The organism is Zoogloea sp., from assembly GCF_028693495.1.
Classification (GTDB): domain Bacteria; phylum Pseudomonadota; class Gammaproteobacteria; order Burkholderiales; family Rhodocyclaceae; genus Zoogloea.
This window is the reverse complement of the sequence record NZ_JAQUVG010000029.1, coordinates 1-20,846: the sequence shown is the minus strand read 5'-3', so window position 1 is coordinate 20,846 and position 20,846 is coordinate 1. Positions and strand designations below refer to the sequence as shown.

The 20,846-nt window shown below is 61.6% G+C and carries 23 protein-coding genes; 5 read left to right on the top strand and 18 right to left on the bottom strand.

Features of this window, described 5'->3' with window-relative positions; genetic code table 11:
• The first annotated feature begins 6 nt into the window (after positions 1-6).
• The 3 genes from dapE (at position 7) to PHD22_RS06885 (ending at position 2,696) form a co-directional block, all read left to right on the top strand.
• Positions 7-1,167 carry a succinyl-diaminopimelate desuccinylase gene (gene dapE, locus PHD22_RS06895; protein WP_299864181.1) on the top strand — a complete coding sequence of 387 codons (1,161 nt, stop codon included), beginning with the start codon at positions 7-9 and terminating at the stop codon, positions 1,165-1,167.
• The gene (prmB, locus tag PHD22_RS06890) at positions 1,164-2,114 is read left to right on the top strand and encodes a 50S ribosomal protein L3 N(5)-glutamine methyltransferase (protein ID WP_299864179.1); all 951 of its coding nucleotides are present in this window, start codon (positions 1,164-1,166) and stop codon (positions 2,112-2,114) included. Before dapE ends, prmB begins: the two co-directional genes overlap by 4 nt.
• 132 nt (positions 2,115-2,246) lie before the next feature.
• The gene (locus PHD22_RS06885; RefSeq protein WP_299864177.1) at positions 2,247-2,696 is read left to right on the top strand and encodes a response regulator; all 450 of its coding nucleotides are present in this window, start codon (positions 2,247-2,249) and stop codon (positions 2,694-2,696) included.
• Between the two features lie 98 nt (positions 2,697-2,794).
• On the opposite strand, the gene iscX is transcribed toward PHD22_RS06885, so the two are convergent.
• The 11 genes from iscX to PHD22_RS06830 form a co-directional block, all read right to left on the bottom strand.
• Complete coding sequence (gene iscX, locus PHD22_RS06880) at positions 2,795-2,989, bottom strand: Fe-S cluster assembly protein IscX (protein WP_299864175.1); 195 nt, start codon at positions 2,987-2,989, stop codon at positions 2,795-2,797.
• Positions 2,989-3,330, bottom strand: coding sequence for an ISC system 2Fe-2S type ferredoxin (fdx, locus tag PHD22_RS06875; protein WP_299864172.1), 342 nt, complete (start codon positions 3,328-3,330; stop codon positions 2,989-2,991). The genes iscX and fdx overlap by 1 nt, the downstream gene beginning before the upstream one ends.
• A gap of 26 nt (positions 3,331-3,356) precedes the next feature.
• Positions 3,357-5,225 carry a Fe-S protein assembly chaperone HscA gene (gene hscA / locus PHD22_RS06870; RefSeq protein ID WP_299864169.1) on the bottom strand — a complete coding sequence of 623 codons (1,869 nt, stop codon included), beginning with the start codon at positions 5,223-5,225 and terminating at the stop codon, positions 3,357-3,359.
• Positions 5,225-5,755, bottom strand: coding sequence for a Fe-S protein assembly co-chaperone HscB (gene hscB, locus PHD22_RS06865; protein ID WP_299864166.1), 531 nt, complete (start codon positions 5,753-5,755; stop codon positions 5,225-5,227). The genes hscA and hscB overlap by 1 nt, the downstream gene beginning before the upstream one ends.
• Before the next feature lie 106 nt (positions 5,756-5,861).
• Complete coding sequence (gene iscA / locus PHD22_RS06860) at positions 5,862-6,185, bottom strand: iron-sulfur cluster assembly protein IscA (protein ID WP_299864163.1); 324 nt, start codon at positions 6,183-6,185, stop codon at positions 5,862-5,864.
• A 13-nt stretch (positions 6,186-6,198) separates the two neighbouring features.
• Positions 6,199-6,582, bottom strand: coding sequence for a Fe-S cluster assembly scaffold IscU (iscU, locus tag PHD22_RS06855; RefSeq protein WP_299864160.1), 384 nt, complete (start codon positions 6,580-6,582; stop codon positions 6,199-6,201).
• Between the two features lie 13 nt (positions 6,583-6,595).
• The gene (locus PHD22_RS06850; protein ID WP_299864158.1) at positions 6,596-7,807 is read right to left on the bottom strand and encodes an IscS subfamily cysteine desulfurase; all 1,212 of its coding nucleotides are present in this window, start codon (positions 7,805-7,807) and stop codon (positions 6,596-6,598) included.
• Positions 7,808-7,850: 43 nt separating this feature from the next.
• Positions 7,851-8,999, bottom strand: a complete 1,149-nt coding sequence (locus tag PHD22_RS06845) for a cysteine desulfurase family protein (protein ID WP_299864156.1) — start codon at positions 8,997-8,999, stop codon at positions 7,851-7,853.
• Positions 9,000-9,020: 21 nt separating this feature from the next.
• Positions 9,021-9,506, bottom strand: coding sequence for a Fe-S cluster assembly transcriptional regulator IscR (gene iscR / locus PHD22_RS06840; protein ID WP_299864155.1), 486 nt, complete (start codon positions 9,504-9,506; stop codon positions 9,021-9,023).
• Between the two features lie 107 nt (positions 9,507-9,613).
• Positions 9,614-10,378 carry a serine O-acetyltransferase gene (cysE, locus tag PHD22_RS06835; RefSeq protein ID WP_299864152.1) on the bottom strand — a complete coding sequence of 255 codons (765 nt, stop codon included), beginning with the start codon at positions 10,376-10,378 and terminating at the stop codon, positions 9,614-9,616.
• Between the two features lie 91 nt (positions 10,379-10,469).
• Positions 10,470-11,195 carry an RNA methyltransferase gene (locus PHD22_RS06830; protein WP_299864149.1) on the bottom strand — a complete coding sequence of 242 codons (726 nt, stop codon included), beginning with the start codon at positions 11,193-11,195 and terminating at the stop codon, positions 10,470-10,472.
• Between the two features lie 77 nt (positions 11,196-11,272).
• Between PHD22_RS06830 and PHD22_RS06825 the strand changes: the two genes are divergently transcribed.
• Entirely contained in the window at positions 11,273-12,079 is an 807-nt protein-coding gene (locus PHD22_RS06825; RefSeq protein ID WP_299864146.1) for an inositol monophosphatase family protein, read from the top strand.
• 15 nt (positions 12,080-12,094) lie between these two features.
• Entirely contained in the window at positions 12,095-12,712 is a 618-nt protein-coding gene (locus PHD22_RS06820) for an arylesterase (protein WP_299864144.1), read from the top strand.
• Here PHD22_RS06820 and PHD22_RS06815 read toward each other — a convergent pair.
• From PHD22_RS06815 to infB, 7 genes are all read right to left on the bottom strand, one after another.
• Entirely contained in the window at positions 12,693-13,265 is a 573-nt protein-coding gene (locus tag PHD22_RS06815; RefSeq protein WP_299864141.1) for a class I SAM-dependent methyltransferase, read from the bottom strand. The two genes, PHD22_RS06820 and PHD22_RS06815, sit on opposite strands and share 20 nt — an antisense overlap.
• Positions 13,262-14,722, bottom strand: a complete 1,461-nt coding sequence (locus tag PHD22_RS06810; RefSeq protein ID WP_299864139.1) for an NAD-dependent succinate-semialdehyde dehydrogenase — start codon at positions 14,720-14,722, stop codon at positions 13,262-13,264. Before PHD22_RS06810 ends, PHD22_RS06815 begins: the two co-directional genes overlap by 4 nt.
• A gap of 152 nt (positions 14,723-14,874) precedes the next feature.
• Positions 14,875-16,986, bottom strand: a complete 2,112-nt coding sequence (pnp, locus tag PHD22_RS06805) for a polyribonucleotide nucleotidyltransferase (RefSeq protein ID WP_366520691.1) — start codon at positions 16,984-16,986, stop codon at positions 14,875-14,877.
• A 180-nt stretch (positions 16,987-17,166) separates the two neighbouring features.
• Positions 17,167-17,436, bottom strand: a complete 270-nt coding sequence (gene rpsO / locus PHD22_RS06800) for a 30S ribosomal protein S15 (protein WP_299864133.1) — start codon at positions 17,434-17,436, stop codon at positions 17,167-17,169.
• 74 nt (positions 17,437-17,510) lie between these two features.
• Positions 17,511-18,428, bottom strand: coding sequence for a tRNA pseudouridine(55) synthase TruB (truB, locus tag PHD22_RS06795; protein ID WP_299864131.1), 918 nt, complete (start codon positions 18,426-18,428; stop codon positions 17,511-17,513).
• Positions 18,429-18,473: 45 nt separating this feature from the next.
• The gene (gene rbfA, locus PHD22_RS06790) at positions 18,474-18,908 is read right to left on the bottom strand and encodes a 30S ribosome-binding factor RbfA (RefSeq protein ID WP_299864128.1); all 435 of its coding nucleotides are present in this window, start codon (positions 18,906-18,908) and stop codon (positions 18,474-18,476) included.
• Positions 18,909-18,911: 3 nt separating this feature from the next.
• The coding region (gene infB, locus PHD22_RS06785) for a translation initiation factor IF-2 (protein WP_299864125.1) at positions 18,912-20,846 on the bottom strand (1,935 nt) is incomplete at its 5' end.

Genomic DNA, 20,846 nt, shown 5'->3' with positions numbered 1-20,846 from the left:
CCGACCATGAATGCACCCCAGACCGGGAACCCCACCCTAGACCTGACCCGCGAACTGATCGCCCGCACCTCCGTCACGCCCGAGGATGCCGGCTGCCTGGAACTGATCGCCGCACGGCTGGCCCCCCTGGGCTTCGTCTGCGAACGCCTCGATGGCGGCGGCGTAAGCAACCTGTGGGCCCGCCGCGGCACCGCCAGGCCCTTGGTCGTCTTTGCCGGCCATACGGACGTGGTCCCCACCGGCCCACTGGAAGCCTGGACCTCCAATCCCTTCGTACCCACCGAGAGGGACGGTCATCTCTTCGGCCGGGGCGCCGCCGACATGAAAACCTCCCTGGCGGCCTTCGTCACCTCCATAGAGGATTTTGTTGCCAGCCATCCTGAGCATCCCGGCTCCATCGCACTCCTCCTCACCTCTGACGAGGAAGGGGATGCCACCCACGGCACCACCCTGGTCGTGGACACTCTCAAAGCACGGGGAGAAACCCTCGACTACTGCATCGTGGGGGAACCCACCTCCGTGGATACCCTGGGCGACATGATCAAAAATGGCCGGCGGGGCAGCCTGTCCGGCAAGCTCACGGTCAAGGGGGTTCAGGGCCACATCGCCTACCCGCACCTGGCCAGGAATCCCATCCACCTGGCTGCGCCTGCCCTGGCCGAACTCGCCTCCGTTACCTGGGATGCGGGCAATGAGTACTTTCCCCCCACTTCGTGGCAAATGTCCAACATAAAGGCAGGCACCGGCGCCACCAACGTGATCCCGGGGACCCTGGAGGTGATGTTCAACTTCCGCTTTGCCACCGTACATACGGCCGATGCGCTCAAGGCCAGGGTACATGCGATCCTCGACCGGCACGGCCTCGACTACGAGCTTGCCTGGACCCTCGGTGGCAAGCCCTTCCTGACCCCCCGGGGAACGCTGGTGGACGCCATGGAGCAGGCGGTCCGGGACACCCTGGCCATCACCCCGGAACTATCCACGACGGGAGGGACCTCCGACGGCCGTTTCATCGCCGAGATCTGCCCCCAGGTGGTTGAGTTCGGTCCGGTCAATGCCACCATCCACAAACTGGACGAATGCGTGGCGCTGGAGGCCATCGCGCCCCTTTCGACCATCTATCGCCGCACCCTCGAAAACCTGCTGACCACCCCGGAGACCCCATGAGCCACGAACACGACGCGAACGGCCCTGACGAACACGACGGCCACGACCCTGAACATGACCATGGACCTCTGGCCGAACTCGTCACGGTCCGGGACTGGATCCGCTATGCAGTGACCCGCTTCAACCGGGCAGGGTGTCATTTTGGCCATGGTCTGCAGGATGCTTATGACGAGGCGGTTTATCTCGTCCTGCATACCCTTGCCTTGCCCATCGACCGCCTTGACCCCTTCCTGGACGCCTGCATTCCCGGTGACGAGCGGGAAGCCCTCTATGAAGTCATCGAGCAACGGGCTGTGGACAAGCTCCCGGCCGCCTACATCACCGGCGAAGCCTGGCTCGGCGACTTCCGCTTCCAGGTGGACCCGCGAGTCATCATTCCCCGCTCCTACTTCGCCGAACTGCTGGAGAACGGGTTCAGCCCATGGATCCAGGATCCGGAAGCGGTGACAGCCGCCCTGGACATGTGCACAGGCTCCGGATGCCTGGCCATCCTGATGGCCCACGCCTTCCCCAACGCCGAAATCGTCGCAGTGGACCTCTCACAGGATGCCCTTGACGTGGCCGCCGCCAACATAGCTGACTACGGCCTGGAAGATCGCATCCATCTGGTGAAGTCAGACGGGTTCTCCTCCGTCCCCGGGCAGCGCTTCGATTTCATCCTGAGCAATCCGCCCTATGTGACCCGTGAAGCCATGGACCGCCTTCCAGCCGAGTATCTTCACGAACCAGGTCTCGCTCTCGGCTCCGGCGAGGACGGCCTTGACCTGGTACGCCAACTCCTCACCGACGCACCCCGCTACCTGAAGGAAGACGGTTTGATCGCCATCGAAGTGGGCCATAACCGGGACATCGTCGAGGAGGCCTTCCCCGCTCTGACCCCCACCTGGCTCACCGGCCCCAGCGGAGACGACAAGATCTTCGTTCTGGAAGCAGGTCAGATCCAATAAGAGCACACCCTCCGCACTGAGCATCAAGACTCCCCGAAGTTTGCCGTTAACAGGAGCCTGTCGAGGCGCAAGATGTTTCACGCCTCGACAGTGGCACCGATAAAAAAGCTCGGGTAGTTTCAAGGAGTGCATATGGCGACCGATCGCCCCATTCTCCTCGTCGAGGACAATCCCGACGACGAAGCGCTGGCCCTTCGCGCCTTCAGCAAAAACAGGATTGCCAATCCGGTGGTCGTTACCCGGGACGGGGTGGAAGCCCTCGACTACCTGTTCTGCACCGGCACTCACGCCAGTCGCGACGACACCCTCATGCCGGCTTTTGTACTGCTCGACCTGAAGCTGCCTCGTATCGACGGTCTTGAGGTCTTGCGCCGGATTCGCGCCGACGAGCGGACCGTTCTCCTCCCTGTCGTCATACTGACCACCTCGAAAGAGCCCCAGGACATCTCCGAGGCCTATCGACTGGGAGCCAACAGCTACATCCGCAAGCCAGTGGACTTCGAACGCTTCCTGCATGCGGTGGGACAACTGGGTCTTTACTGGCTGTCCCTCAACGAACCCTCCCATCTCGTGCCCCGCTGATCAATACGAAGGGGCTGTCCGCCTCACCAGGAAACGGCCAGCCCCTGCCCAGTGGGTGCACGCCCGGAAGGCGGCCATCACAGCCGCCGCGCATCATCTCAGGTCACTTCGTCGATCCAGGCCTGCTGAATGGCCTCCAGGATCCGCTCACCGCAGTGCTTCGGATCATCATCAAACTCGGGAAGCGTCATCACCCAGCGCATCAGGTCCACAAAGTTGACCTTCAAGGGATCCACGTCCGGATGGGTTTCGGACAACTGGATGGCGATTTCCTGAACCTCAGTCCATTTCATCAGTGCTTGCCCTCCCGTGCCATGTTGATGGAATACTTGGGAATCTCCACTGTCAACGGTGTGTCGGTCACCACCGCCTGACAGGACAGGCGGGAAGTCGGCTCAAGACCCCAGGCCTTGTCCAGAAGATCCTCCTCGAGCTCCTCCGCAGCCTCCAGGCTGTTGAAACCATCGCGGATGATCACGTGACAGGTGGTGCAGGCACAGGATTTCTCGCAGGCATGCTCGATATCGATGTCATGGTTCAGCAGTGCGTCGCAGATGGTCTGGCCAGGCTCGACCTCAAGCACGGCGCCCTCCGGGCACAATTCCAGGTGGGGTAGAACAATCAGTGTAGTCATGGCGTTGTCTGTCCGGAAGTAAAGGCTCAAAGCCGGATTTCGTCGATCTTGTGGCCTGCGAGAGCCTGGCGGATGCTCTTGTCCATGCGTCGTGAGGCAAACTCGTTGGAAGCCCGGTTGAAAGACTCCAGCTGAATCTTGATGGCTCGGGCATCTTCACCTGCAGCAGCGCTCTTGAGTGCTGCGATGGCTGCGTCCAGATCGGCACGCTCGGCATCACTGAGCAGGTTTCCGTCCGCCAGCAAGGCTTTTTCAGTGGCCTCGATCACCCGCTCAGCCTCTACCTGCTGCTCCTTGAGGCCGCGCAATTCCATATCGTCCCGCGCATGCTCGAAACCGGATTTGAGCATTTCGGTGATTTCGTCATCCGCCAGGCCATAGGCTGGCTTGACCTGGACAGTCGCCTCGGTGCCAGTGGTCTGTTCCCGTGCGGTCACGGACAGCAGGCCGTCCGCATCCACCTGGAAAGTGACCCGGATACGCGCAGCGCCGGCCACCATCGGCGGGATGCCCCGCAACTCGAAGCGGGCCAGGGAACGACAGGCGGAAACCAGTTCCCGCTCCCCCTGGAGCACATGGAAGGCCATGGCTGTCTGGCCATCCTTGAACGTGGTGAAATCCTGGGCGCGGGCCGTCGGAATCGTGGAATTGCGAGGAATGATCTTCTCGGCAAGGCCTCCCATGGTTTCCACACCCAGCGACAGGGGAATCACGTCCAGCAGCAGCCACTCATCCTCGGCAGCCCGGTTGCCAGCCAAAATGTTGGCCTGCATCGCGGCACCGATGGCTACCACGGTGTCGGGATCCAGGTTGGTCAGAGGCGTCTGGCCAAAGAAGTCTCCGACCGTCTTCTGCACATGGGGCATGCGGGTCGCACCGCCCACCATGACCACGCCCTTGACATCCTCAGGCTCCAGACCGGCATCCCGCAGGGCCTTCTTCATGGGCTTGAGGGTCTTGGCCACCAGCGTGGCCGTGATGTCCGCAAACACGCTCCGGTCGAGGGTCAGATCCACCTCGTCGCCACTGTCGAGGGTCAGGCGGATGGGCACCGAGTCATCGCTGGTCAGACGCTCCTTGACCTCCCTGGCCTTCATCAGCAAGCGCCGGGCGTCCCGGTCCGAGGGCAGGGAAATACCGGCGTTGTCGAGGATCCAGCAGAACAGGCGATGATCAAAGTCATCTCCCCCCAGAGAGGCGTCGCCGCTGGTGGCCACCACCTCAAATACCCCCCTGGACAGGCGCAGGATGGAGAGGTCAAAGGTCCCTCCCCCCAGATCATAGACTGCATAGACGCCTTCGGAGGCGTTCTCCAGACCATAGGCAATCGCCGCAGCAGTCGGCTCGTTGAGGAGACGCAGCACGTTGATGCCCGCCAGGCGGGCCGCATCCTTGGTAGCCTGACGCTGGGCATCGTCGAAGTACGCCGGTACCGTGATCACTGCACCAGTGAGTTCCCCTCCCAGGCTGCGCTCCGCCCGGATGCGCAGGTCCCGCAGTACCTCGGCAGACACTTCCACCGGACTCTTGACCCCCTGGACGGTACGCAGCCGAACCATGCCCTCGGCATCCACGAAGTCATAGGGCATGGTTTCCACATGGGCCACATCCTTCAACCCGCGTCCCATGAATCGCTTCACCGAAACGATGGTGTTGCGCGGGTCCACAGCCTGGGCCACCTGAGCCTTGCGCCCCACGGCCACCTGGCCATCGGGCAGGTAGTGCACCACGGAAGGCAGCAGGATCCTGCCCTCTTCATCCTGCAGACACAGGGGTACGCCATTACGAACAGTGGCCACCAGAGAGTTGGTCGTGCCCAGATCGATTCCCGCCGCCAGCCGGTGCTGGTGGGGAGCGGTGGACAGGCCTGGTTCGGAAATTTGCAGCAGAGCCATCAGGATTCCAGTGCCGTCAAGGCATCATTGATTTCATGTTGAAGCTTTTCCAGGAATTTCATGCGCCGGACCGTATCGGCCGCTGCGGCCAGGTCATCCTGTTCATCCAGTTGCGCACCCAATTGCTCGACGAGGGCCTTGCCGTCCCGCCGGATGCGTCGTGCCAGTTCTTCCAAGGTGTCTTCGTCGCCGGCTTCCCGGGCCTCGCCCAGGGCTTCGCGCCATTCCATCTGCTCCATCAGGAATTCCGCAGACATCGCGGTGTTGGTCTCGAACTCCGGATCGACACCCTTCAGCTCAAGCACATACTGGCCACGCTCCAATGGGCTTTTCAAGGTCCTGAAGGCCTCGTTGGCGTAGGTGGCCCATTGCATGGACAGCCGCTTTTCGGCATCTGACAGATGCGCGAAACGGTCAGGATGCACCTTGGCCTGCAGATCCAGATAAGCCTGCTCCAGCCTGTCCAGATCCACTGCATAGGAAGGAGCAAGCCCGAACAGGGCAAAGTAATCCTGTTTCAAATCGAGCATCGGAACCTTTCGAATCATTGCACCAGCCCAGGGAAGCCGGGAGCCCAAGGAAAGAGCCGCGCCGCCCCATCGGGATCCGGCGCGGCGCGCTTACCCGCGGTTCAGATCAGACGGTGAAGCTTTCGCCACAGCCACACTCACCTTTCACGTTCGGGTTGTTGAACTTGAAGCCTTCATTGAGGCCTTCACGGACAAAGTCCAGTTCGGTTCCGTCCATGTAAGGCAGGCTTTTCGGATCAATCAGCACCTTGAGGCCATGGCTCTCGAAAACCACATCCTCGGGCAGAACCTCATCAGCAAACTCCAGCTTGTAGGCCATGCCGGAACAACCGGAGGTGCGCACACCGAGACGGATGCCCACGCCCTTGCCCCGACGGTCGATGAAGTTGCCGATGTGCTTTGCAGCCTTGTCGGACAGGGTGACTGCCATGATCGCGTTCCTTTCAGCCGTTGTGCTTCTTCTTGTAGTCCTCGACGGCCGCCTTGATAGCGTCCTCGGCGAGGATCGAACAATGGATTTTAACCGGCGGAAGGGCCAACTCCTCGGCAATCGCGGTGTTCTTGATCTCCAGGGCCTGATCCAGGGTCTTGCCCTTGACCCATTCGGTCACCAGGGAACTGGAAGCAATCGCGGAGCCACAACCATAGGTCTTGAACTTGGCGTCTTCGATCACACCATCCTTTCCGACCTTGATCTGCAACTTCATGACGTCACCACAGGCGGGGGCACCCACCATGCCGGTGCCGATACCATCGTCTTCCTTGCCGAAGGCGCCCACATTGCGGGGGTTTTCGTAGTGGTCGAGGACCTTTTCGCTGTATGCCATTTTCGTTCTCCTGTCAGTGGGCTGCCCACTGCACGGTATCCAGATCGATCCCTTCCTTGAACATGTCCCACAGGGGAGAGAGTTCGCGGAGCTTCCCGATCTTCTTCTGCAGCAGGGCTATCGTATAGTCGATTTCCTCGACCGTCGTGAAGCGGCCGATGGTGAAACGGATGGAACTGTGGGCCAGTTCGTCATTGCGGCCAAGAGCCCGCAACACATAGGACGGCTCCAGGCTGGCCGAGGTGCAGGCAGAGCCGCTGGACACGGCGATATCCTTGATCGCCATGATCAGGGATTCGCCTTCCACATAGGCGAAACTGATGTTCAGGTTGTGGGGTACCCGGTGCTCCAGATCGCCATTGACAAAGGTTTCCTCGATGGTACTGAGGCCTTTCAGCAGGCGATCCCGGAGAGCTCCGACACGCTTGTTTTCGTCAGCCATTTCGAGACGTGCCAGACGGAAGGCCTCGCCCATGCCGACGATCTGGTGGGTGGCCAGCGTACCTGAGCGCAGGCCGCGCTCATGACCACCACCGTGCATCTGAGCCTCCAGGCGGACCCGCGGCTTGCGACGCACGTAAAGGGCACCGATGCCCTTGGGACCGTAGGTCTTGTGGGCACTGAAGGACATCAGGTCTACCTTGAGGGTAGCCAGGTCGATGGCAACCTTGCCTGTGGCCTGAGCCGCATCCACGTGGAAGATGATGCCCTTCTCGCGACACAGTTCGCCGATCTCGGCGATGGGCTGGACCACCCCGATCTCGTTGTTCACGAACATCACGGAGATCACCACAGTGTCTGGCCGGATGGCGGCCTTGAGGGCCTCCAGATCCACCAGGCCATTGGGGAGGACATCCAGGTAGGTGGCCTCGAAACCCTGGCGCTCGAGTTCGCGCACGGTATCCAGGACGGCCTTGTGCTCGGTCTTGAGGGTAATGACGTGCCTGCCCTTGCCACTGTAGAAATGGGCAGCCCCCTTGATGGCCAGGTTGTTGGATTCAGTGGCGCCGGAGGTCCAGATGATTTCCTTCGGGTCCGCATTCACCAGGGCGGCAACTTCTTCGCGCGCCTCTTCGACTGCCTTTTCGGCAGTCCAGCCAAAGGGATGGCTGCGGGAGGCCGGATTACCGAACAGTTCCGTCAGATAGGGGATCATCTTCTCCGCCACGCGGGGGTCCACCGGCGTGGTCGCGGAATAATCGAGGTAGATCGGAAACTTGAGCATCTTCATCTTCTCCGTACTGCAAAATTGATGTCGTGACAACGACTTAGACCACCATCGCGGTCAGGGTTCGGAGGCTGGCGAGACTTTCGCCGAGGGCCTGCAAAAATCCATCCACATCCTGTCGGGTATTCGCTGCGCCGAGACTGACCCGCAGCGCCGAACGGGCCAGCTCCGGCGCCACCCCCATCGCCAGCAACGTGTGGGAAGGTTCGGGATGGGCACTGGAGCAGGCGGAACCGCTGGCCACTGCGAAACCCGCCCTGTCCAGCCTGCCAACCAGCGTTTCGCCATCCACATGAGGAAAGGCAAAAAAACTGGTGTTCCCAAGACGAGGAGCCGCAAATCCGAAAATACAGGCCCCCAGGCCTGACAGCCCATGCTCCAGGTGGGCCCGCAGTGTTTCGAGACGGGCCATCCGCTCTGCCCTGGCCGTGACCACCAGCTCACAGGCGCGGCCAAAACCGGCAATCGCCATCACGTTCTCGGTGCCGGAGCGCAAGTTCCGCTCCTGACCACCGCCGGCCACCACTGGAGCCAGATCGACCCGCTTATCCACAATCAGGGCGCCGGCCCCGATCGGACCATATATCTTGTGGGCCGACAGCGCCAGGCCGTGTACACCCAGGGCCCGAAAATCCACGTCCATCCGGCCCAGCGCCTGCACCGCGTCCGTGTGCATCCAGCCACCCCGGACCCGCACCTCGTGGGCCAGCGGGGCAATGTCCTGCACGACCCCGGTCTCGTTGTTGGCCAACATCACCGAGACCAGACGCGGCTTTTCCGACACCAGGGTGTCGAAGGCAGCCCTGTCGATGCGCCCGGCCCCATCCACAGCCAGCTCATGGTATCGCCAGCCACTCCGCACAAGCTGCCGGGCAGGCTCACGCACACAGGGATGCTCCACCCCGCTCACCGCAATCAGACCCGGTTTGGCCTGCGCGGCTACACCCTTGATGAACAGGTTGTTCGCCTCCGAGCCGCCGCTGGTGAAGATCACCTCGGAGGGATGCGCATTCACGGCAGCTGCAACCTGGCCACGAGCCTCCTCGATGGCCTTGCGGGCCGCCCGCCCGTATTCATGGCGACTGGATGCGTTACCGAAGCGCTCTCCAAGCCAGGGCAGCATGACCTCCCGAACCTCAGGTGCGAGAGGCGTCGTGGCATTATGATCAAGGTAAGTCGGCGCAAACATCAGGAACAATCCCGATTCGCTTCAGACCGCCGCTGCAGCCTTGCTGCAGGCGGCACCCGGACGACCATCATGGAGGACGGCGACAGTCGAAGCCGCAACCTTGCGGCGTTGCTGCTCCACCAGACTGGCCAGGGTGACAGAATGCAGATATTCGTACATCCGGCGGTTCAGGTTGGTCCACAGGTCGTGGGTCATGCAGCGATGCTCGTCGTGGCAATTTTCCTTGCCGCCGCAGGACGTGGCATCCAGCGGCTCATCCACGGCGGCAATGATGTCGGCTACCGTGATTGCCTCCATGGCCTTGGCCAGGGCATAGCCACCACCCGGACCGCGCACACTGCTCACCAGCGCAAAGCGCCGCAACTTTCCGAACAGCTGCTCCAGGTAAGACAGGGAAATCTTCTGGCGCTCGGCGATGCCGGCCAGAGTAACCGGTCCATCTGCGCAGCGAAGCGCCAGGTCAATCATTGCCGTAACGGCAAAGCGACCTTTGGTGGTGAGTCTCATGTCGGCTCCCGAGGACAGAAAAGCAATAGTTGAATATTTCAGTCAAGAATACCAAACCCGACCAAAACGATCAACTATTTCACCCGGACCTCCGGAGGAACACAGCCTCAATCCACCATCTTTCCCAAGCCCTGAGGATCGAAGGCATCCTGCGCCCGCTCAGCCCCATCCACCGCCATTCCCGCCTCCGCCATGCGCTCCACCAGCAAGCGGATGCGCCTGTCGGTTTCCACCGCGTGATCCAGGAGTCCATGCAAGGCCTTGGAAACAGGGTCATCCAGATCCCGGGTCACCCCGTAGGCGGTGAAGCCCATCTGCTCGGCCTTGAGTTCCCGCACCCGGGCAGCCTCATCCTTGCCAGATTCGATGATCCGAGCGGGATTGCCAACCGCCGTGGCTCCGGCAGGAACCGGTTTCACCACCACCGCGTTGGACCCCACCTTGGCGCCCTCCCCCACCTCAAATCCACCGAGCACCTTGGCGCCCGCACCGATCACCACCCCTTTTCCGAGCGTGGGATGGCGCTTCGTACCTCGGTAAAGGGATGTGCCGCCGAGAGTTACACCCTGATAAATGGTGCAGTCGTCACCCACTTCGGCGGTTTCTCCGATCACCACACCCATTCCGTGATCAATGAAGACCCTCCGACCAATGGTTGCGCCTGGATGAATTTCGATGCCGGTGAGCATGCGCCCCACATGACTTGTGAAACGGCCAAGCCAGCGGAACCCCCGCCGCCATGCGGCATGGGCAAAACGATGCAGCCATAGGGCGTGCATGCCCGGATAACAGGTCAGCACCTCCCAGGTGGAGCGTGCGGCCGGGTCCCGCTCAAGGACGTTGGCTACATCCTCCCGCAGACGACTGAACATTAAAAACTCCCGAAACGATGCGCTGGAGCACGCCCACCCCCTGCCAGAAGGAGCCCGGTGGAGAACGCGCTTAATTTCCGACTATTTTAGTCTACTTTTTCTCGAAGGCGCTCAACATTCCCCGCAGGATATTGATCTCATCCTTCTCAAGCCGGATCCGTCCAAAAAGCCGGCGCAACCGCGGCCACAGGCGTTTGGAGTTGCTGGGGTGAAAGAAACCGCTGGCCGTGATGGCCCGATCCAGGTGGGCATAGAACCCTTCCACTTCCTCAAAACTGGCAGGCTCGAACTCAACCCCCGGCACACTCCCCGGATCCAGGACCGCCATGCGCAGTTCGTAGGACATCACCTGGACCGCAGCCCCCAGGTTGAGGGAAGAATAAGTCGCGCTGACCGGAATCTTGACCGGCATATGACACAGCATGACCTCCTCGTTGGAGAGCCCTACGGTCTCGTTCCCAAAAACCAGCGCCACATCACCGCCGGTCCGGGTACGGCCGACCAGGTCCGCGGCCGCCTCCCTGGCCCACCTGCCCGGAACCGCAAGCTCACGCTTCCGGGCAGTCATCGCCGCAGCAAAAACCGTGCCCTCAAGGGCCTCCTCCAGCGTCGCCACAACCCGGGCATGGGCCAGAATATCGCCAGCGCCAGCGGCCCTGGCCGTCGCCACCGGATCGGGAAAAGACTGGGGATTGACCAGAACGAGCTGGGACAAGCCCATGGTTTTCATGGCCCGGGCCGCGGCGCCGATGTTGCCTGGGTGACTGGTGCGGGACAATACGACACGCACGCGCTCAAGCGCGCCATCAAGGTTCATATTAAACTATGGGGTTTTCCGAATTAGAGTCGACCGGTGGGCCTGTTGCCCGGGCCGGCAGACCACGCCAGACACCCATGCATCCCACACTGAACATTGCCATCAAGGCCGCGCGCCGCGCCGCCACCGTCATCAACCGGGCCTCCCTTGACTTGGACAGCATCCGGGTCGAGACCAAGAGCACCAACGATTTCGTCACGGAGGTGGATCGGGCCGCCGAAGAGACCATCATCCAGGTGCTTCGCGAAGCCTATCCCAGCCACAGCATTCTAGCAGAAGAGTCCGGCGAGACCGGCCCGGAGGCTGAAACCGAGTACCAGTGGATCATCGACCCCCTTGATGGCACCACCAACTTCGTGCACGGGTTTCCTCAATACGCCATCTCCATCGCCCTGGCCCGCCGCGGCGTGGTGGAACAGGCTGTGGTCTTCGACCCAAACCGCAACGAGCTGTTCACCGCCTCCAAGGGTGCCGGCGCCTTCCTCAACGACCGCCGTATCCGCGTCTCGAAGCGGGTCAAGCTGCAGGATTCCCTGATTGGCACAGGCTTCCCCTACCGGCAGTTCAGCAATGTCGATACCTACCTGGCCATCTTCAAGGAACTCACCCAGAAGACCGCCGGGCTGCGCCGCCCGGGTGCAGCCTCCCTGGATCTGGCCTACGTGGCGGCAGGCCGTCTGGACGGCTTCTGGGAATTTGGCCTGTCCCCCTGGGACATGGCCGCCGGAGCGCTCCTGATCAGCGAGGCAGGCGGTCTTGTGTCGGACCTGGCAGGTGAATCCACCTACCTCACCAGCGGCAACCTCGTTGCCGGCACGCCGAAGATCTTCCCTGCCCTGCTCCAGCTGGTCCAGGGGCACTGCTCCGGCAAGCTGTCCGCCTGAACACCATCGCGCCCCATGAGGCTCTTTTCCCTCCTGCTCCGCCATGCCGCCCTGGGCCTGCTTCTGGTGGCTGCCCCTGCCTGGGCAGGATCGATACTGGTATGGGGTGACAGTCTGTCGGCCGGCTACGGCCTCCAGGCTGGAGAGGCCTGGCCAAGCTTGCTGCAGGAACGGCTCCGCAAGGAAAAGCTGCCTCATCGGGTGGTGAATGCGAGCATCAGCGGTGAAACCACTGCGGGGGGGCGCAGCCGCCTGCCTGGCGCATTGCAGACCCACCAACCCACCGTGGTGGTCATCGAACTGGGCGCCAATGATGGTCTGCGCGGCCTGCCGGTCAAGACCCTGCAGGCCAATCTGCAAGCCATGGTGGATGCAGCCCGGGGGCACGGGGCCAAGGTGCTCCTTGTAGGCATGCGCATGCCTCCCAACTACGGCCCCGCCTACACGCAGGCCTTCGAAGCCAGCTTCAGGGACATCGCCCACGCCAACCGGCTACGGCTGGTACCGTTCATGATGGAAGGCTTTGCCGAGCAGCGCCGCCTCTTTCAGCAGGACGGCATCCACCCGACGGCCGAAGCTCAGCCACTGATCCTCGACACCATCTGGCGGGAACTCAAGCCCCTGCTGCGCTGAAGCCAGGCGGCAGACGCAGGGAAGGATGGTGTCCCTTGACGGCGCAGATCCGCTGGATAACCGCAGGTCTGGGCTCACTCACCTCGCCTTGTTCGTAAGCAAGCACCGTGCACGCCCCCGCCACCCGTTCCAGCAGCTCATGGGAGCGCAGCAGAAAATCCGGATTGCTGGGTTTCCCGAAACGCTCATTGCCCTCCATGAAGGTTTCATAAATCAGGACTCCGCCGTGATTGAGGGCACTCAGCAAAAGACCAAGCCGGGGGCGGAAAAGGTAGTTGGTCACGACAATCGCATCAAAGTGACGCCCATCGAAGGGCCACGGTCCTTCTTCCAGATCGACTTCCCTAGGCGTCACATGAGGTACCCCTGTCAGCAACTCCAGCGCCACTGCGTCGCGATCCACGGCCTCGACCCTGTATCCCCGGCTGACCAACCAGCGCACATGCCGGCCGCTCCCACAGGCCAGATCCAGCACCTCTCCCCCTGCGGGGATCAACGCCGCAAAACGGGTGACCCACGGCGAAGGACTCAACCCACCGGCGTGACGCATCATTGATCCACTCCCCCCAGGCACAGATACTTCAGCTCCGTGTATTCCTCGATACCGTGACGGGACCCCTCCCGGCCAAGCCCCGACTGCTTGACACCGCCGAAGGGTGCCACCTCGTTGGAGATGATCCCGGTGTTGATTCCCACGATACCGTACTCAAGCGCTTCCCCTACCCGGAACACCCGCCCCACATCGCGGGCATAAAAGTAGGCGCCCAGACCGAACTCGGTATCATTGGCCATGCGAATCGCCTCTTCCTCTGTCGAGAAGCGGAACAGGGGCGCCACAGGACCAAAGGTTTCCTCCCGGGCAACCCGCATCTCAGGCGTCACATCGACCAGCACGGTAGGTTCGTAGAAATGCTCGCCAGCCCCATGCCAATGGCCACCCACCAGCAGCCGGGCCCCCTTGGCCAGGGCGTCCGCCACGTGAGCATCCACCTTGGCCACCGCCTCCCCATCGATCAACGGACCGATGGTGACGTCCTGCTCCAGCCCGTTGCCAACCCTGAAGCTCTTGACCGCGTCCACCAGTCTGGCTGCAAAGGCATCGTAAACCGTGTCCTGAACCAGCAGGCGGTTGGCGCAGACACAGGTCTGTCCGGCATTCCGGTACTTGGAGGCGAGCACCCCCGCCACGGCAGCATCGAGGTCTGCATCATCAAAAACGATGAAAGGCGCATTCCCCCCCAGCTCCAGGGACAGCTTCTTGATCGTTGGAGCACACTGGGCCATGAGCAGACGACCGATCTCGGTGGATCCAGTAAAGGAAAGCTTCCTCACGATCGGACTACCGGTGAGCACGCGACCAATGGCCAGCGGATCACCGGTCAGCACATTGAAGACCCCAGCTGGAAAACCTGCCCGCTCTGCCAGCACCGCCAGGGCCAGTGCAGTGAACGGCGTCTGTTCGGCAGGCTTTATCACCACCGTGCAGCCAGCTGCCAGGGCCGGCGCCACCTTGCGGGTGATCATGGCGGCCGGAAAATTCCAGGGTGTTATCGCTGCACACACCCCCACCGGCTGACGAATCACCATCAGGCGACGATCAGCACTGGTGCTCGGCACTGTTTCGCCGTAAAGACGCTTGCCCTCCTCGGCGAACCATTCCACGAAAGACGCTGCATACACGACCTCCCCCTTCGCCTCGGCAAGGGGCTTGCCCTGCTCCAGGGTCATCATCAGCGCCAGGTCGTCAGCATGAGCGAGAATCAATTGAAACCAACGCTGAAGAATGGCCGAACGCTCCCTGGCCAGTAGTTTTCGCCAAGCGGGCCAGGCGGAATTGGCCGCAGCCACGGCCCTTTCTGTCTCCGCCTCCCCCATCAAGGGCACATGGCCAAGGCGTTCTTCCGTGGCCGGATTGATGACGTCAAGCTGCCCTCCTCCGTCGGCATGGCACCACTGGCCGGCCAGATAGGCCTGGTGACGGAAAAGGGATGGATCCTTGAGGTTTTTCATCGGTCTGGGTCCTGGAGAGGATGAAACACGAAAAGGGAAAAAGGGCCGTCCCCGCGGGAAAGCAGCTCAAGCCCGCCAGCGCCCAAAGACTGGAAACTGGAAAGAAAAATGGGCGCCGACCGGCGCCCATCATGACAAGCCAGCTTGATGATTTACTGGGCTTGTTCGTTCAGCAACGCCTTCATGGACAGACGTACACGGCCCTTCTCGTCGGTCTCGAGCACCTTGACGCGGACGACCTGACCTTCCTTGAGGTAGTCAGACACGGCATTGACGCGCTCGTTGGCGATCTGGGAGACGTGCAGCAGGCCGTCACGGCCCGGCATGATGTTGATGATCGCACCGAAATCGAGAATACGGATGACCGGGCCTTCATAGACCTTGCCGACTTCCACTTCAGCGGTGATGTCTTCGATGCGCTTCTTGGCCACCTGGGCGCCTTCGGAGCTCACGGAAGAGATGGTCACATTGCCGTCATCGGTGATCTCGATGATGGTGCCGGTCTCTTCCTGCAGACCGCGGATCACCGCACCGCCCTTGCCGATCACGTCGCGGATCTTCTCGGGGTTGATCTTCAGGGTGATCATGCGCGGCGCGAAATCGGACACTTCACCGCGGGCTTCGCCCAAGGCCGTCTTCATCAGGTCGAGGATATGCAGCCGGCCTTCCTTGGCCTGGGCCAGGGCAACCTGCATGATCTCCTTGGTGATGCCGAGGATCTTGATGTCCATCTGCAGGGCGGTCACACCGTTCTCGGTACCAGCCACCTTGAAGTCCATGTCGCCCAGGTGATCTTCATCACCCAGGATGTCGGTCAGCACGGCAAAGCGGCCGCCATCCTTGATCAGGCCCATGGCGATGCCGGCCACCGGAGCGGACAGGGGCACGCCGGCATCCATCATGGCCAGGGAGCCGCCACAGACGGACGCCATGGAGCTGGAGCCGTTGGATTCGGTGATCTCGGACACCACGCGAACGGTGTAGGAGAACTCTTCCTTGCTCGGCAGCACGCCAGCCAGCGCACGCTTGGCCAGACGGCCGTGGCCGATCTCACGACGCTTGGGCGAGCCGAAGCGACCGCATTCGCCAGTGGAGAACGGGGGAAAGTTGTAGTGCAGCATGAAGCGCTCGCGGTACTCACCGGCGACCGCATCGATGATCTGCTCGTCACGGCCGGTGCCCAGGGTGGTCACCACCAGGGCCTGGGTCTCACCACGGGTAAACAGGGCGGAACCGTGAGTACGGGGCAGCACACCGACACGGATGTCGATGGGGCGCACGGTACGGGTGTCACGACCATCAATACGCGGCTCGCCGCCGAGGATCCGACCGCGCACGACCTTGGCTTCCAGATCAAAGATGATGTTGTTGACGGTGTTGGCATCGAACTCGATACCTTCCGCCACCAGGGTCTCGTGCACTTCCTTGCCGATGGCCGACAGCTGCTGCGAACGGGCCTGCTTGGCGGTGATGCGGAAAGCTTCGTCGATCTTGGCGCTGGCGATCTCAGTGACACGGGCGATCAGGGCTTCGTTCTTCGCCGGAGCCTGCCAGTCCCACTCGGGCTTGCCCGCCACTTCAACCAGTTCGTTGATGGCATTGATGGCAGCCTGCATCTGGGTGTGGCCAAAAACCACGCCGCCCAGCATCACGTCTTCCGGCAGCTCGAGGGCCTCGGATTCGACCATCAGCACGGCCGTCTCGGTACCGGCAACCACCAGGTTCATCTTGCTGGTCTGCAGCTGGGTGGCCGTCGGGTTGAGGATGTAGGCACCATTGTCGTAACCCACGCGACAGGCGCCGATCGGGCCGGCAAACGGAATGCCGGCGATGGCCAGGGCCGCGGAGGCGGCGATCATCGCGGGGATGTCGGCGTCGACCTCCGGATTCAGGGACACCACCTGGGCGATCACCTGGACCTCGTTGTAGAAGCCTTCCGGGAACAGCGGGCGGATCGGACGGTCGATCAGGCGGGAAGTAAGGGTTTCCTTTTCGGTCGGACGACCTTCACGCTTGAAGAAACCGCCGGGGATGCGGCCGGCAGCATAGAACTTTTCAACGTAGTCGACCGTCAGGGGAAAGAAATCCTGGCCCGGCTTGGCATTCTTGGCCGCCACGACGGTGGCCAGCACTACGGTATCGTCCATATTGACGAGTACAGCACCATGAGCCTGGCGGGCAACTTCACCCGTTTCCAGGATGACGGTGTGAGATCCGTAGGTAAAACTCTTCTTGATTGCGGTAGGCAAAGAATATCCTTTCATTCAACCGGCTGGCGGCAAACTACAACCGCACATTTAGCCGAGGTAAGGCGCCGTCTTCTCAGGCGCACAGATGTGACAAAGCCGGCGGAAGCCACGTGGACTTACACCGGCTGTGCCCATGATCAATCCTGCACACCAGGCAGGGCTGTCACGTTCGCTACTGAAGCAGCTCTAATCCGCTTACTTGCGCAGGCCAAGGCGGGCGATCAGCTGACGATAGCTATCGACGTTCTTGCGCTTCAGGTAGTCAAGGAGCTTGCGACGCTGGCTGACCATCATCAGAAGGCCGCGACGGGAGTGGTGATCCTTGACGTTGGCCTTGAAGTGGCCGGTCAGGTCATTGATGCGGGCGGTGAGCAGAGCGACCTGCACTTCCGGAGATCCGGTGTCGCCCTTGGCGCGCGCGTATTCGCCGACGATTTGCGCTTTTTGTTCAGTGGAGATTGCCATTGTTTAACTCGGTTGGATTTAGCCTTGCGAAGCGCCGGATTATACCCAAGCCAGGGCACAAGGCTCAAGAAGTTTCATCGAATGCCGGTAGCCACCAGACGATTCGGGATCAGGGCTCCCTTTTCGTCCACGGTTCCGACTCCCAGGAAGCGCTCGCCCTCGTAGGCGCGATACATCCTGCCACACTCCCCTGCCACCTCCCTGGCCGGCTGGCCGTGGAGGAACTGCCGGGTTTGTTCCGCGTCAAGCCGGCACACCGCAAGGTGCACCAGCAACGCATCCGCGGGCGCCAGGCGCCCCTCCCTGGCCTCTTCGGGACAAGCTTCGAAATCAGCCAGGGTAACCGAACCCTCCAGGTCGAAGGGACCGATACGTGTTCTGCGCAGGGCAGTCAGATGTGCCCCGCACCCTAAAAAAGCACCCAGATCGGAAGCCAGCGTGCGCACATACGTACCCTTGCTGCAGGCCACCCGGACCTTCAGGCTGTCACCTTCCCTTGTCAGCACATCAAAGGCGTGAATCGTCACCTTTCGCGCCTCACGAGGAATCTCGATCCCTTCCCGGGCATACTCATAGAGAGCCTTGCCATGATGCTTGAGGGCCGAATACATGGGCGGCACCTGCTCGATCAGCCCGCGCAATCGCCCCATCACGGCTTCGATGTCACCGTCCGTAACGCTGACGGGATGCCTCTCGAGCACTTCACCTTCCGCATCCGCGGTGGTCGTGCTGATCCCCAGCAGAATGGTTGCCTCATAAGTCTTGTCGGCGTCGAGCAAGGTCTGGGAGAACTTGGTCGCCTCGCCGAAGGTGAGCGGCAGAAGACCACTGGCCAGAGGATCAAGGGTACCGGTGTGCCCACCCTTGGCAGCCTTCAGTAACCACCGGGCTTTTTGCAGGGCATGGTTCGAGCTCATCCCGACGGGCTTGTCGAGGAACAGGACGCCATCGACGATACGCCGGGGCGTGCGACGCTGAGGAGGACGGGACAAACGAAGATTCCAGAAAACGCGGCGCCTCAGCGCCGCAGGGGTCCATCAGGACTGGCGATCATCCGGACCATCCGTCACCGGAGGCCCGCCATCCAGGCCGTCGGCCGGATCTTCCCCAGACATCCGCCGGTCAGACTCAACCGCCTTGTCAATCAGTGCAGAAATGCGGTTACCGGTTTCGACGGATGGATCATAAGTGAAATGCAGTTCGGGAAGCGTGTGGATGCGAATACGCCGACCCAGCTCACGACGCAGAAAACTGCTGGCCCGGCGGAGACCCTTCTGAATCTCTTCCAGACCTTCCTGCCCCGTCAGCGAGGTGAAGAAGACCTTGGCGTGAGCGTAATCGGGAGTAATCTCCACGTCGGTCAGGGTAATGAAACCGACGCGGGGATCTTTCACTTCCAGGCGGATCAGCTCAGCCAGTTCACGACGGATCTGCTCCGCCACGCGCTGCCCCCGCGAAAACTCCTTTGGCATCGCTTACAGGGTCCGCGCAACTTCTTGGATTTCAAAGACCTCGAGCTGATCGCCCTCCTGGAGATCGTTGAAATTACGGACCTGCAGACCGCACTCGTAGCCGAACTTGACTTCCTTGACGTCATCCTTGAAGCGCTTGAGGGATTCGAGCTCACCGCTATGAATGACCACATGGTTGCGCAGCACCCGAACCTGGGCATTGCGCTTGACCAGACCTTCAAGAACGTAACAGCCTGCAATGGTACCGACCCTGGAAATGGTGAAGACCTGACGAATCTCGACCATCCCCAAGACCTGCTCGCGCTTCTCGGGAGCCAGCATGCCGGACAGGGCACTCTTGACCTCATCCACCGCGTCGTAAATGATGTTGTAGTAGCGGATATCCACGCCGAAGGTCTCGGCCAGCTTGCGGGCGTTGGCGTCAGCACGGATGTTGAAGCCGATCAGCACCGCACCAGATGCCTGAGCCAGGTTCACATCGGACTCGCTGATCGCGCCCACGCCACCATGGATGACCTGCACCCGCACTTCGTCGTTGGAGAGCTTGATCAAGGAGTGGGCCAGTGCTTCCTGGGAACCCTGTACGTCGGCCTTGATGATCAGGGGCAGGGTCTTGACTTCGCCATCACCCATCTGTTCAAACATGCTTTCCAGCTTGGCTGCCTGCAACTTGGCCAGCTTCACATCCCTGAACTTGCCCTGACGGAACAGGGCGATCTCGCGAGCCTTGCGCTCATCGGCCAGCGCCACGACTTCATCACCCGCACCCGGCACTTCGGACAGGCCGAGAATCTCGACCGGAATGGACGGACCCGCCTCTTCGATGGGCTTGCCGTTTTCGTCAAGCATCGCACGGACACGACCGAAGGTCGCTCCAGCCAGCAGTACGTCGCCCCGCCTGAGGGTTCCGGACTGAACCAGCAGAGTCGCCACCGGACCACGCCCCTTATCGAGACGGGCTTCGATGATGAGACCCTTGGCCATGGACTCCTTGGGAGCCTTGAGCTCGAGCACTTCAGCCTGCAGAAGGATGGACTCCAGCAGCTCATCGATACCGGTGCCCGCCTTCGCCGACACTTCCACGAACATGGTGTCACCACCATAGGCCTCCGGCACCACGCCTTCCGCGATCAGCTCCTGGCGGACCCGCTCAGGGTTTGCCCCCGGCTTGTCGATCTTGTTGACAGCAACGATCAGGGGCACTTCAGCCGCCTTGGCGTGGTGAATGGCCTCCTTGGTCTGAGGCATCACACCATCATCCGCAGCCACCACCAGCACAACCAGATCGGTGGCCTTGGCACCACGCGCACGCATGGCAGTAAAGGCCTCGTGCCCCGGAGTATCCAGGAACGTGATCATGCCGCGATCGGTTTCCACATGATAGGCACCGATATGCTGGGTGATGCCACCGGCTTCGCCAGCGGCAACCTTGGCACGCCGGACGTAATCCAGCAGCGAGGTCTTGCCGTGATCCACGTGACCCATCACGGTCACGACCGGAGCGCGGGGCTCCAGGGGGATGTCCTTGTGCTCGGCATGTTCCTCGAGGAAGGCATCCGGGTCGTCCAGTTTGGCGGCAAGCGCCTTGTGGCCCATTTCCTCCACCAGAATCATCGCCGTATCCTGATCAAGGACCTGGTTGATGGTGACCATGGAACCCATCTTCATGAGCGCCTTGATCACTTCGGTGGCCTTAACTGACATCTTGTGGGCCAGATCGGCCACAGAGATGGTTTCCGGTACGTGGACCTCGCGTACGATGGGCTCGGTGGGCGCCACAAATGAAGTGACTTCCTGATTGCGACCACCGTGACGGCCACCGCCACGACCACCGCCACGCCAGCCCCCGGCACCGCCGGTCGTATCGCCCCGGGTCTTGAGTCCGCCGCGGCGCTTGGCATCACCGGCAGCTTCTTTGACCACGGCCTTCTTGACGTC

Excerpts from the sequence above, each read along its gene's own strand:
- PHD22_RS06825 (WP_299864146.1), top strand. The coding sequence starts at position 11,273 with ATGCATCCCACACTGAACATTGCCATCAAGGCCGCGCGCCGCGCCGCC.
- PHD22_RS06820 (WP_299864144.1), top strand. The coding sequence starts at position 12,095 with ATGAGGCTCTTTTCCCTCCTGCTCCGCCATGCCGCCCTGGGCCTGCTT.
- iscA (WP_299864163.1), bottom strand. The coding sequence starts at position 6,185 with ATGGCAGTCACCCTGTCCGACAAGGCTGCAAAGCACATCGGCAACTTC.
- PHD22_RS06845 (WP_299864156.1), bottom strand. The coding sequence starts at position 8,999 with ATGTTTGCGCCGACTTACCTTGATCATAATGCCACGACGCCTCTCGCA.
- dapE (WP_299864181.1), top strand. The coding sequence starts at position 7 with ATGAATGCACCCCAGACCGGGAACCCCACCCTAGACCTGACCCGCGAA.
- PHD22_RS06885 (WP_299864177.1), top strand. The coding sequence starts at position 2,247 with ATGGCGACCGATCGCCCCATTCTCCTCGTCGAGGACAATCCCGACGAC.
- PHD22_RS06810 (WP_299864139.1), bottom strand. The coding sequence starts at position 14,722 with ATGAAAAACCTCAAGGATCCATCCCTTTTCCGTCACCAGGCCTATCTG.
- PHD22_RS06815 (WP_299864141.1), bottom strand. The coding sequence starts at position 13,265 with ATGATGCGTCACGCCGGTGGGTTGAGTCCTTCGCCGTGGGTCACCCGT.
- hscB (WP_299864166.1), bottom strand. The coding sequence starts at position 5,755 with ATGCTCGATTTGAAACAGGATTACTTTGCCCTGTTCGGGCTTGCTCCT.
- pnp (WP_366520691.1), bottom strand. The coding sequence starts at position 16,986 with ATGAAAGGATATTCTTTGCCTACCGCAATCAAGAAGAGTTTTACCTAC.
- PHD22_RS06830 (WP_299864149.1), bottom strand. The coding sequence starts at position 11,195 with ATGAACCTTGATGGCGCGCTTGAGCGCGTGCGTGTCGTATTGTCCCGC.
- rpsO (WP_299864133.1), bottom strand. The coding sequence starts at position 17,436 with ATGGCAATCTCCACTGAACAAAAAGCGCAAATCGTCGGCGAATACGCG.
- prmB (WP_299864179.1), top strand. The coding sequence starts at position 1,164 with ATGAGCCACGAACACGACGCGAACGGCCCTGACGAACACGACGGCCAC.
- rbfA (WP_299864128.1), bottom strand. The coding sequence starts at position 18,908 with ATGCCAAAGGAGTTTTCGCGGGGGCAGCGCGTGGCGGAGCAGATCCGT.
- PHD22_RS06850 (WP_299864158.1), bottom strand. The coding sequence starts at position 7,807 with ATGCTCAAGTTTCCGATCTACCTCGATTATTCCGCGACCACGCCGGTG.
- iscX (WP_299864175.1), bottom strand. The coding sequence starts at position 2,989 with ATGAAATGGACTGAGGTTCAGGAAATCGCCATCCAGTTGTCCGAAACC.
- iscU (WP_299864160.1), bottom strand. The coding sequence starts at position 6,582 with ATGGCATACAGCGAAAAGGTCCTCGACCACTACGAAAACCCCCGCAAT.
- fdx (WP_299864172.1), bottom strand. The coding sequence starts at position 3,330 with ATGACTACACTGATTGTTCTACCCCACCTGGAATTGTGCCCGGAGGGC.
- cysE (WP_299864152.1), bottom strand. The coding sequence starts at position 10,378 with ATGTTCAGTCGTCTGCGGGAGGATGTAGCCAACGTCCTTGAGCGGGAC.
- hscA (WP_299864169.1), bottom strand. The coding sequence starts at position 5,225 with ATGGCTCTGCTGCAAATTTCCGAACCAGGCCTGTCCACCGCTCCCCAC.
- iscR (WP_299864155.1), bottom strand. The coding sequence starts at position 9,506 with ATGAGACTCACCACCAAAGGTCGCTTTGCCGTTACGGCAATGATTGAC.